At 39.7% G+C, this 11,667-nt stretch carries 8 protein-coding genes; 7 read left to right on the plus strand and 1 reads right to left on the minus strand.

Annotated features, from left to right (window positions below; genetic code table 11):
- Positions 1–473: 473 nt before the first annotated feature.
- Positions 474–2,858 (minus strand): T9SS C-terminal target domain-containing protein, encoded by a 2,385-nt coding sequence (locus tag JL001_RS20640; protein ID WP_236252922.1) that lies wholly within the window; start codon positions 2,856–2,858, stop codon positions 474–476.
- A gap of 379 nt (positions 2,859–3,237) precedes the next feature.
- On the opposite strand from JL001_RS20640, the gene JL001_RS20645 reads away from it, so the two are divergent.
- The 7 genes from JL001_RS20645 (at position 3,238) to JL001_RS20670 (ending at position 11,655) form a co-directional block, all read left to right on the plus strand.
- Positions 3,238–4,494 carry a hypothetical protein gene (locus JL001_RS20645; protein WP_200979544.1) on the plus strand — a complete coding sequence of 419 codons (1,257 nt, stop codon included), beginning with the start codon at positions 3,238–3,240 and terminating at the stop codon, positions 4,492–4,494.
- Positions 4,495–4,563: 69 nt separating this feature from the next.
- Complete coding sequence (locus tag JL001_RS20650) at positions 4,564–5,607, plus strand: sensor histidine kinase (RefSeq protein WP_200979545.1); 1,044 nt, start codon at positions 4,564–4,566, stop codon at positions 5,605–5,607.
- Positions 5,608–5,648: 41 nt separating this feature from the next.
- On the plus strand, positions 5,649–6,416 hold the full coding sequence (locus tag JL001_RS20655; RefSeq protein WP_200979546.1) for a LytTR family DNA-binding domain-containing protein: 768 nt from the start codon (positions 5,649–5,651) through the stop codon (positions 6,414–6,416).
- 217 nt (positions 6,417–6,633) lie between these two features.
- Positions 6,634–6,756: a hypothetical protein gene (locus JL001_RS23250; protein ID WP_255545460.1), complete on the plus strand. Its 123-nt coding sequence runs from the start codon at positions 6,634–6,636 to the stop codon at positions 6,754–6,756.
- A 245-nt stretch (positions 6,757–7,001) separates the two neighbouring features.
- Positions 7,002–7,733 carry a hypothetical protein gene (locus JL001_RS20660; RefSeq protein WP_200979547.1) on the plus strand — a complete coding sequence of 244 codons (732 nt, stop codon included), beginning with the start codon at positions 7,002–7,004 and terminating at the stop codon, positions 7,731–7,733.
- A gap of 2 nt (positions 7,734–7,735) precedes the next feature.
- The gene (locus JL001_RS20665) at positions 7,736–10,492 is read left to right on the plus strand and encodes a carboxypeptidase-like regulatory domain-containing protein (protein WP_200979549.1); all 2,757 of its coding nucleotides are present in this window, start codon (positions 7,736–7,738) and stop codon (positions 10,490–10,492) included.
- 5 nt (positions 10,493–10,497) lie between these two features.
- Positions 10,498–11,655 carry a DUF4249 domain-containing protein gene (locus tag JL001_RS20670; RefSeq protein ID WP_200979551.1) on the plus strand — a complete coding sequence of 386 codons (1,158 nt, stop codon included), beginning with the start codon at positions 10,498–10,500 and terminating at the stop codon, positions 11,653–11,655.
- Positions 11,656–11,667: the final 12 nt, after the last annotated feature.

The following is an 11,667-nucleotide window of genomic DNA, read 5'->3' on the forward strand; positions in this document are numbered from 1 at the left end:
ACAAAACAAAAAAACAACTTGTCAATGATATTCAGTTGATGATTTTGTTGAAGCCTGAAAGTCTAGAAGTTACCACTTTGTAAGACCATACTTAGCTTATAACCAAACAAACATTTTTTATAAATTTTCTATGTAAATTAATCACATAAATCCCTAAATAAAAATAAATTTTACTTTTTTGACATGAACTACTTTTTTATAAATCCATATTTCTTTTTTACGCAGATAGAAGTTTCGCTTCTTCAGCAACCTATTATTTTAGTGGCCATACTTAGAAGAAAAAACAGATATAGGAGATATTGGTGAAGAAAAACTAACCATAAAAAACAAACTAGGTCTAAAAATCATCTACCAAAGGTAAAAACGTATCATAAAAAAAGTTGAGGCGTTTTTACCTCAACTTTTCACTAAATGCAAGAATTCGGTCACAAACCATAAACCTGCACTGATTTTAACAAAACCCAAATATTATATCAATCTCTTTTTATATATATTTCCAACTGTCTTGTCATGCTATACCCATTTTGATCACTGACTTTTACCACCACAGTCTTTAGACCAGATTCACCATCTTTAAACTTTAAAAAACCATGATCAACTGTAGCCTTGCCGCTTACTAAGCTATACAGAGGTTCATTGGTAAAACCACGGAATAATGAGCTAAGATCAACGAGAAGCTGCTCTCCACTCTCCAAAAAATAATGTGGCTGAGCCATCCAATCCAAATAGTCATCCAGCTGGGTAAACCCATCTCGGTCATTATCCTGATTGGAATCGGAGAAATCACCTTTCGTAGAGTTTGGGTCTAGGCCTCTTTCAATTTCCCACCAATCAGGAAGGCCGTCACTATCACTATCCCAATCTTCTTGCCTTTTTACTTCAGGGTATTTTTCCCATCCTCCCACATCTTGCTCCGTATCTGGCATTCCAGGCATGCCACTTTTGCTTCCCCTAAAATGGAAAGTACTATCCTTTGTTTCTTGAATGATCCTAAGATCATGGTCGTCCAAAACAGGCTGGTTTGCCCCCACATCTGATAGTACCTGTTGATAGGCTTCCTTTGCAGAATGAGTGGCTACATATGAAGGGAAAAAAGGAGTATCCACATAGGTTTTGTAGTTGGCTTCTCCTTCAATCATTCTACCGTCCTCTTGATTTTCCAAACCAAAATATCCTGGCATCACATTGCCCGAAAAATAATACTGTTGGGTTCCCAGTCCCACTCCTTCATGTTGCGCCTTTAGCGCAAGGAAAAAAACGGTAGAAGGGCCTGGTTTATAATAGTTGTTGACAAAATTCACTTCATGTGCTCCACCATCCGTAGACCGCTTGCCCCAATTATACACCACATTGTTTCGGATATCCAACCTTCCCATGCTATAACCATTTCCGTCAAGTCCTCCTCCCATACTCCAGTTTCTACCATAGCAGTGTGCCAATAAATTATGGTGAAAGCTACCAATATCCCCACCTATTGTAGCGGCATATCCATGCATCTTACCTGCCTCATATTTGCCATGATCTGCGACATTTAGTGCTTCAGCAATAAGTGTTCGCTGCAAGGTTATGTTATGAGCCCCTCGAGAGCTAAAAGATTCATCAATAGTCCAGCGAATAGAACAGTGGTCCATAATGCTGTGATTGGCTCCTGTCAAGCCCATCCCATCATAAGTGCGACCAGCCCCTATCCCTACCCTGATAAACCGTACAATACCATCGTTCCCGGTCAAACCAAGTGGAGCTTGGGCAATCATAATACCCTTTCCCGGTGCCGTTTGCCCTGCTAGGGTGATATAAGGCTGGTTGATGACCAGTCTGGATTTTAGCTCAATGGTTCCACCAACTGCAAAAACAATGGTTCTTGGACCTATATCTTGAGTAACCGCTTCTCTCAGGCTACCTGGACCATCATCATTGAGATTAGTGACGGTGATTACTTTTCCTCCACGACCACCTCGCGCAAACCGACCATATCCCTCCGCCCCTTTAAAAGCCAGTTGGGCGGGCCTAAAATACCAAACATCCCCTTTTGTGGTATTTCCTTCTTGATCTACTTCATCTACCCGCCAATAATAGTTATCCATGCTATACAGTTTTGAGACAGGGAATTCTGAGGAAGAAACCTTACCCTTGTAAACCTCACTATCAGGCTGTCCTGAAGCCACTTGCTCCAAGTCTTTTCCAAAATAAACTTCATGCGCCACCGCTTCATTTGCTGCTTCCCACTTCAACATCAATTCATTTTCAATCACCACATGCTCATCACCATCCTCAGGAAAGGGCAGCTTGGCCTGTTTCTTTATATTGGGGGTATTTAATTCAAACCCATTCCATATTAATTCTTTTACAGAAGTGCTGCTTTTAGGATCATTTTCCATCTTAATCGTCACCGCCTCACCCTTTTTTACACTAAATGTCAGAAATGAAGATGCCGTTTCAGCACTACTCTCTGCTCTATTGCTGGGGACAAGGTCATTGATGATTAATTCGTCATTGACATAAATATCAATGGGCGAAAACTGATGGTTCTCTGGATTATCAAAGGTGTTATGAAAGGTAAGTAGGCTGTGCTCTCCTTCGGGAAGTCCACTAAGCGTCATCTCAATTTTACCTGTCCCCACCACCCCATCACTGCTTAAACGGGCATAATAGGGTGCTTGAATTCCAGCCTTGTACCAATTGGAACGAACATCTCCCCTGATGCTAAAATCCACACCAGCAAAAGAATGTGCTATCAAATTCTCCTCAGAAATCACCCATGACTCATAGCCTGGTTCATTTACTTCTGCCACCTTTCTCCCCGAAAAATCAAAATCTACTTTTACCACTGGCCTTTGGGCATAGACCTGAAATGACATTGTAAGAAAAATGAGTATAATTGACAATATGTATTTTATGTCTCTTCGAAAGGGAACAATATTTTGCTCTTCCATAAATTTATAATTGGTTATTTCTGGTCTTGATTGTAGTTTTCATCAATATATCGCTCGACAAAAACCATTTTTCTTAAAATAAATGTAGTGCTTACATTTATTAAAACAGCCCCTCTCTTTCCCAACATGGATAAATTTCACCTGAACCGGGACAAATCCGAGGTGAAATACAAAACCATGATAGATTGGCTTTCCTGTTCAATGTGCGCTTGTCCCGATTCAGGTGCTGGCTTTCCAGTTTAAGAATTTCCCCTTTGGTTTGGCTCAGAAATATTCCTTATTTCATACTTTAGCAAAACCTAAAATGAAGAGCCTCCGACCAAAACATACCTGCTTATTTCTTTTTTTAACCTTTCAGTCATTTCTTCTTTTTGCCCAAGAAGAGGCTTTCTTGTATGGAGAAATTGAATTAAGGGACGAAACCCGCATAAAAGGTAAAATCACTTGGTCCGCCGGACAAAGCTTATGGGTAGATCTTCTCGTGGCCGAAAAAAAGGATAATCCTATACTGCAACACCTCAACAAAGAAGAAATAGAAAAGCTCAGTGCTGAAAAGAACAATACTGATTGGAATTTCATGGCGCTATGGAAAAACCAATATCCTACCAGAAAACTGACTTTCCGAACCCAATTTGGGAACTTACTGGAAATCAGGGTAACTGGAGAAAAAGATGCTACTGTAGTTCTTAAAAATGAAACTTTGATCAGACTTTATATTAATGATGATATCGAATACAAAAACCAATTTGGTGCTGAAATCAGCATCACTGCTGAAAATGGCAAAAAAACCAACTTCCCTTGGACTAAAATCGAAAGAATCCGCTTCTATCCTACTCCAAAATTAAATGACAATAGCAATAGCAAGCCCCTCTATGGAACCTTGACCACCCGTACAGGCTATAGCTACCAAGGACTGATCAAATGGGACCTCAATGAACATTTGGATGACCAATATTTGGATGGCATAAGTATCGATGGAAAAAGAATCCGATATCACTTTTATGATGTAAAATCCATTCGGCCTAAAAACCGGGGATCTTTGATCCAACTCCAATCTGAAAAAGAAATCTACCTCCACTCCAAATCCAATGTAACCAACGAAAATAAGGGTATTTTGGTAAGAAACCCCCAATGGGGCCAAATTAACCTCAGGTGGGGAGATTTTAAAAGTGCCATATTCACACCATATACCAAAAATTCAGGCTTCGCCTATACTGACTTTCCTATTCCAGCAACCCTTCAAGGAAGGGTATCCCTCAAAGATAATCGCTCTTTGGAAGGTCAAATTTTCTTTGATTTAGATGAACAATGGGATATTGAAACTTTGGATGGCTGGGGTCAAGGAGGAGGACTTCGACAAGTTCCATTTCGCTTGATTGACAAAATTTACCCGGTTAGCAATACCCACTCAGCTGTAATCCTAAGAGGTGGGGAAAAAATCGTCTTAGGAGATAGAAGTGATGTCAATGACCAAAATTGGGGAATTATGGTTCAAACCAAGAACGATGATTTTCATTATGTTCCCTGGTCTCAACTTCGGCAGATAGAGTTTGATCATTGACATGATTCAGTTACATTAAAATCAAAGCCTTAAATTGCAAACAAGCATCAAAAGTCAGAAACTGATCCTATGAATTCCTCACGCAACTTTTTAAAATATCAAAAATGGCGTTGGTTTTTGGCCATTGGCCTTGGAGCATTGGCTATTTTAATTTTGTTTCTTTTAACAGGGAATGAATTTGCTACTGCAGTTTTATGGATTGGGATTGTGTTGGCCTTGCTGATTCTGGGAAATATTCAAATTCACAAAAGGCTTGATCGATTTCATCCTTGGACCAAATTCCCTTTAAGACGATTTATTGCCCAATTTGCATTTAGCGCCATCTATTCATTGGCCTGCATAAACCTTTGCTACTACTTCCTTAAAACACTATTTATTGGGCTCCCCCCGGATTGGGAACAGTTCATGGTGCTAAATATTTACGGTCTGCTATTTTTTATCCCTGTGATGTCCATCAACTTTGGTATATTTTTTATGCAAAGATGGAAAAAGGCAGTGATAGAATCTGAAAAGCTTCAGGCTGAAAACCTAAAAAGCACACTGGAATCTCTAAAAACGCATATTGATCCCCACTTTCTTTTCAACAACCTCAATGTGCTCTCCTCACTTATGGACAAAGACATCTCTGATGCGCAGAGATTTTTGGGCAAATTTGCTGATGTTTATCGCTACGTTTTACAGCACAGAAATGAAGAGTTGGTAGAGCTTGAAACAGAACTGGCCTTTATTCAATCATACATTTACCTTTTCCAGCAACGGCTTAACCGACAATTGAAAATTACAATTGACTTTTCGCCTCCCAGCAAGACCTACTACCTCCCCCCCCTATCGGTTCAGATGTTGGTTGAAAATGCCATCAAACACAATATAGCAACTGCATCAAAGCCTTTGCATATAGACATATTTTTGGAAAAGGAAACCTACATTGTAGTGAAAAATTCCTATCAACCAAAAGACCCTGGCTTTGCTGAACTTCCCAAAACCGGACTAATGAATATTCAAAAAAGATTTGCTTATTTTTCCAATCAGGAAATACAAATCACTAAAAGTGATACTGAATTTACAGTTAAGCTTCCACTGCTGGAACTGGAAAGTGAAAGCGGTAATAATTGACAGTAGTTCCCTTCAAAACCATTAAACTTTAAAGCTATACCATGAATGTCCTGATCATTGAAGACGAAAACTTGGCAGCCGAAAAACTGGAACAAATGCTAAAAAAGTATGACAGCAAGCTCCATGTCTTGGCCAACCTGACTTCTGTCCAGGAAACAGTTGATTGGCTCCGGGAAAAGCCTTCTCCTGATCTGATCATGATGGATATCCGCATAGATGATGGACTATGCTTCGAAATCTTCCAACAGGTAGAAGTCAGCAGCCCTGTAATTTTCACAACCGCTTATGACCAATATGCCATCAAGGCATTTGAAGTCCATAGCATTGATTATTTGCTTAAGCCCATTCAATATGAAAAGCTTGTCCAAAGCTTGGAAAAACTAAAAAGGCTTCAGTCTGGCTTTCAAAGGGAGCCTAAAGAATTGAAAGTGGATCAGATTTTATCTGCAATCCAAGAAAATAAGACCGCTTACAAAAGCAGGTTTTTAGTAAAAGCAGGCACAAAAATAAAATCAATAAAGACCGAACAAATCGCCTATATATATACGGAACGAAAGCTCAACTTACTGGTGACCGACAAAGGAGACAAATATCCCTTGGACCAATCTCTGGACGATTTAATCCAAGTGCTGGACCCTCAACTGTTCTTTAGGGCCAATAGGCAGCTTATCCTTCACATCGATGCCGTTTCCGAAATACATCCTTATTTTAAGGGCAGGGTGAAACTCAAGTTATCTCCAGATTTGGATTCGGAAATCATCATCAGCAGTGAAAAGACACCTCTCTTCAAATCATGGTTAGATCAATAAGTCTCTCATACTTTTATAATCCTAAAACACCTAAATTAAACAAAGTGCCCTCATTATTGACTGTTTGGCTTTTCTAGTGTTTGACCCTCAACTCACTTCAGAAGACCGATAACATGAAAAAGCTATCAAGTCAATCGCCCAAAAGTCACTAATGAGGGTTGGGAAGAGTACGAACTGTCGTATGTAGAATAGGAAAACAAGAAAAGTATTAAATACCATGATCAGCCTACTATATTTATTGGACGTTGATCTTCTTGCCTTGTTTGGAGCTGAGGGAGATGGAATCTACTTTATCCAAAAATGGGCTACTTGTAAAAATCAAAGGTTAACTGTTTGTTGAAGAAGCTCAAGAGGCTTTACTTTTTAGACTTTAGCTAAAAAAATAAAAATCCTCCAAAACTAATTTTTTAAAATTTTAAATGAGCACTTTGTAAATCCACAGAATTTACTTTCAACAAACTGTATTCAACATCCTTTTATATAACCATCAAATCTAAAATTATCACAAACCACCCATCAAATTCTATATTTAATTAAAGGACTTCTACTTCTTTCATAGTCAATTATTACATATTTTGCTTGACTATGAAACACTTTTATAAGTACGCTTTATTGATGTGCTGTCAATTCTCGACCCTTTATTGTTTCGGTCAATCAGATGGCACAAACTACCCCCAGCTTGAGGAAGTTTATAATCAAATAATTCCCTACCCGCAAGAAGTATCATCAGGAGGACAATATGCATCCGGCAAGTCTTTCCACATTGAAGGCACTCCCTATATCAGCTCCCAAGACTTTGTCTATGGGGACATCACCATTAATGGCCAGAGATTCGAACATATCATTTTAAATTATGATGTAGAAAAAGATCAATTGGTCACTTATCACCCAAACACCTATCAAAGGATCATTTTAGATGCCAAAAAAGTCCAGTTCTTTACGATGGAAAATAACAGGTCTTTTGCATCTCTTGATGCAAATCCAGGGTATATATGGCACAGAAACGGTTATTATGAGGTTTTATGGGATGACGAAATCTGCTTTTTGGCCAAGCATTATAAAATTTCCAAGATCAAAAAAGACTTTGGTGCAGACAACAAACAGTTTGAATTTGAACACCACGAACATTATTTTATTCGAAAAGGAGATCGGATACATCGAATAAATACCAAAAAAGATGTCGCAGAAATTCTAGGAATGCCTAAAAAAGAAATCAAAAGAATCATCCGGGCAAAAGGGCTACAGTACAAAAAAAACACTCCTGAATGTTTGGTGGCTATAGGTGATTTTTACACCAACAAATTCAACAAGAACTAATCATGAAACAATATTTACGCCTCATTTTGTTGGTCTACTTTTCTTTGGTTTCTCTTCTTGCCCAAGCACAAGACCAAAAACCAGAAAAGATCACCGGACTTTTTCCGGGTATTAGCTTTTCTCGTTTTGTCAATGCCGTAGAAGATGAAACAACTTATCGCTTTTATTTCAAAAAAGAAGATGTTGATCAAGTCATAGTCAGCGCAAGCGCCAATGAAAACGAACTATCAGATTTACTGGACCTTATATTTGACAAAACTGATCTAAAGTATACCATCGATGCCAATAAGCGCGTCTTCATCCACCGCAAGGATCATTTACCAACCTCTCTATCATCTAGCTATTTTGAAAGCCAAAACACCGAAGACAGCCTAAATTTCGTGAATGATGAGCGCTACCTGGACAGGGCCTACGCCAACAATAAGCTTTGGATCATTGGCGAACAATCTTTAAGTGACCAAGTAGCTACTGCTACTTTGACCGGAAAAATAATAGGCCTTAAGTCAGGCGAACCTGTATTTGGAGCAGTGGTCTTTGAACGAAAGGATTTTACAAGGGCGGTTACCGATGAAAATGGAAGGTTCAGCATTACTTTGCCCAAAGGCCGACACACCCTCTTCATCCAACACCTTGGGCAGTTTCAAGAACAAAGACAAATCGATCTAAAAGGAAATGGTTCGCTCAACTTACAGATTGATGAAAGTATTGTCTCTCTGGATGAAGTAGTGGTCAGTTCAGATAGGCTGTCCAATATCAACCGCACAGAAATGGGGGTAGAAGTACTCTCCATTGAGTCCATGAAAAAACTTCCATCTGTAATGGGAGAAGTTGATGTGATCAAGAGTATCCTCACCCTTCCAGGTGTCAAGACCGTTGGGGAATCCAGTGTTGGCTTCAATGTTCGGGGCGGTGCAGCAGATCAAAACCTGATCCTGCTTAACCAATCCACAATTTACAATCCCTCCCACCTTTTTGGCTTCTTTTCTTCTTTCAATGGGGACATGGTGGATCAGGTGGAGCTACACAAAGCCGGAATGCCTGCCAAATATGGAGGAAGACTTTCCTCTGTGTTGGATGTGGAAGGCAAGTTTGGCAATCAAGAAAAACTACATGGAAAAGGCGGTATTGGCTTGATGACAAGTAGGTTTACCTTGGATGGACCTATAGGTGAAAACACTACTTTTTTGGCCAGTGGCAGAACGACCTACAGTAACTGGCTATTGGATATGGTAAATGAACGATCTGACTTAAATGCGGCAGGGGCATCATTTTATGACCTTAACCTCAATGTCAAGCATTATTTTGATGACAAAAATGAATTGAGCCTTTCTTCTTATTGGAGCCAGGATGATTTCAATTTTGAAGAGGATACTTTGTTCAATTACAGTAACAGAAATTTCAACCTGAACTGGACCCACTATTACAATGACCAACTTGAAAGCAGCATTATCCTAGGTTATGATCATTATCAATTTGGCATTGAAGGATCTGAAAATGAATTGAATGCTTTTGACTTCGGCTTTGACATCAACCAGTTGAACCTCAAGGCCCACTTTGATTATGAATACAATGACAAGCATACCCTCCAATTTGGCATCGACAACATTTTCTATAGGTTGAATCCAGGGGAAATGCAGCCGAAAAATGAATCGTCCATCATCATCCCCACTATTGTGAACGAAGAAAGGGCACTGGAAACTGCTTTGTTTATCGGTGATCGATTTGAAATCAATGACAAACTTACCGCAGATTATGGAGTGAGGTATGTCCTGTACAATTTCCTCGGTCCAAATCAAATGAATGAGTATGCGCCAGACCTTCCTAAAAGTGATGCGACGGTTATTGGGCAAAACAGCTATGATAAAAATGAAGTTATTCAAACTTATTCAGCTCCTGAATTCAGGGTTTCTGCCAGGTATATCATCGATAACTTCACCTCGGTCAAGGCAGGCTTCCATACCAATAGACAGTATATTCACTTACTATCCAACACCTCAGCAGCCACACCTACTGACACTTGGAAACTGAGTGATCCATTTATCAAGCCACAACAAGGCAATCAAATTTCCCTGGGATTTTATAAAAACCTCCAGCAGGGACTGATAGAAACTTCCATAGAAGTCTATTATAGAGGCCTAAAAAACCTGATTGACTACAGAAGTGGTGCCGAGTTGTTGCTGAACAACGAGATCGAGCAAGACGTCCTCAACACGGATGGAAGGGCTTATGGGGCTGAGTTCATGATCAAAAAGCCAACTGGAAAATTAAGCGGCTGGTTGAGCTATACTTATTCTCGTTCACAGCTGATGACTTCATCCGGTGAGCTTGCAGAGCAGGTAAACAACGGGAGCTGGTATCCAAGTAACTTCGACCAACCTCATGATGTCATGTTGGTGGCCAATTACGAATTATCCAAACGCGCCAATGTTTCTGTCAATACCAATTACAGCACTGGCCGACCCGTAACACTCCCAGTGGCCAAATTCAATTATAATGGATCTGAGCAGGTTTATTTCTCTGATAGGAATGCCTACAGGATTCCTGATTACTTCAGGGTAGACCTTTCCCTTAATCTGGAAGGAAACCACAAAATCGAAAAACCGGCCCATGCCTCTTGGTCCTTGGGTGTTTACAACTTGTTGGGAAGAAGCAATCCCTATTCGGTTTATTACACACCGGTTAATGGCATTTTACAAGGATATAAATTATCCATTTTTGCCAACCCTATTCCATTTATTACCTACAATTTCAAATTCTGATGATCATGAGTTTAAGACAAATCATACTTGCTGCCTTGTTGACAAATTGGATAATGGTGAGCTGCAGGGAACCCTATGATCCTCAAATTGACCAACAGGATTTAGGTATTTTGGTGGTTGAAGGACATATAGAAACTGGCGAATATCCTTCTATCATCAAATTGAGCACCACATCCACCTTAAATGGGGAAAGTAATGGCCCAAGTACCATTTCCAATGCTGAAGTTTATATTGAGAGCCAATCTGGAGAAATCTTTTCTCTTCCCCTTACCGGAGAAGGTGTGTATAGTGCTGAGCACAATTTAAGCCTCAACCAAGATTACAGACTTCATATTGAACTACCCGACAAAGGCCTTTATCAAAGCAAGTGGATGACTCCTATCAACACTCCTGTCATCGAAGACATTGGACTTACAGGGGGCGATTATGAGGATGTAGAAGTCAATGTCTCTACCCATGGAAATGAGGAAGCTGAATTTTTCGTTTGGGAATATGAAGAAACCTGGATATTCTTTCCTGAGATCATCTCATTTTTAAGATATGATGAAAACCTTGACTCCATCGTTTACCGCATCAATCCAGAGGACAGAATTGACAGGTGCTGGAAAAGTGAATATTCAGATAAAGTAAATGTAGAATCCTCTTCTCAGTATCAGGATGATTACATTTTTCAGAAACACATTCAGACTATTCCTTACGGATCGGAAAAATTTTCCCAGAGATATTCTATATTGGTTTATCAAAGGGCCATACCAAAAGATGCTTATGACTTCTATGAGATCCTCCGCAAAAATTCGGACGACACAGGAGATATTTTCAGTCCCCTTCCCTCCAATATTGGCACCAATGTTTTTCACCAAAGTGATGAAAACCTGAAAGCAATAGGTTTTGTTACCGCTGGCTCCTCGACTAGAAAAAGAGCTTTCTTTGATAGAATTGAAGTAGGAACTTGGTTGGTTGACATTCCCTATTATGCAGGTTGCGAAATCTATTATGATACGATCCCACCCAATGAAGTAGGTGAGCGATTTAACAACAATATTGATGTTCCTGCCATGATCGTTGACGGTGGTCCAACAGGCATCTTAGGCTATAGAGGTGCAAGCCGGAAGTGTACCGATTGTAGGTTGAGAGGTACTAATGTCCGTCCTGATTTTTGGTGAAATTAAGTAAAG

The organism is Echinicola sp. 20G, assembly GCF_015533855.1.
Taxonomy (GTDB): Bacteria; Bacteroidota; Bacteroidia; order Cytophagales; family Cyclobacteriaceae; genus Echinicola.

Excerpts from the sequence above, each read along its gene's own strand:
- JL001_RS20640 (WP_236252922.1), bottom strand. The coding sequence starts at position 2,858 with ATGTCATTTCAGGTCTATGCCCAAAGGCCAGTGGTAAAAGTAGATTTT.
- JL001_RS20645 (WP_200979544.1), top strand. The coding sequence starts at position 3,238 with ATGAAGAGCCTCCGACCAAAACATACCTGCTTATTTCTTTTTTTAACC.
- JL001_RS20650 (WP_200979545.1), top strand. The coding sequence starts at position 4,564 with ATGAATTCCTCACGCAACTTTTTAAAATATCAAAAATGGCGTTGGTTT.
- JL001_RS20655 (WP_200979546.1), top strand. The coding sequence starts at position 5,649 with ATGAATGTCCTGATCATTGAAGACGAAAACTTGGCAGCCGAAAAACTG.
- JL001_RS23250 (WP_255545460.1), top strand. The coding sequence starts at position 6,634 with ATGATCAGCCTACTATATTTATTGGACGTTGATCTTCTTGCCTTGTTT.
- JL001_RS20660 (WP_200979547.1), top strand. The coding sequence starts at position 7,002 with ATGAAACACTTTTATAAGTACGCTTTATTGATGTGCTGTCAATTCTCG.
- JL001_RS20665 (WP_200979549.1), top strand. The coding sequence starts at position 7,736 with ATGAAACAATATTTACGCCTCATTTTGTTGGTCTACTTTTCTTTGGTT.
- JL001_RS20670 (WP_200979551.1), top strand. The coding sequence starts at position 10,498 with ATGAGTTTAAGACAAATCATACTTGCTGCCTTGTTGACAAATTGGATA.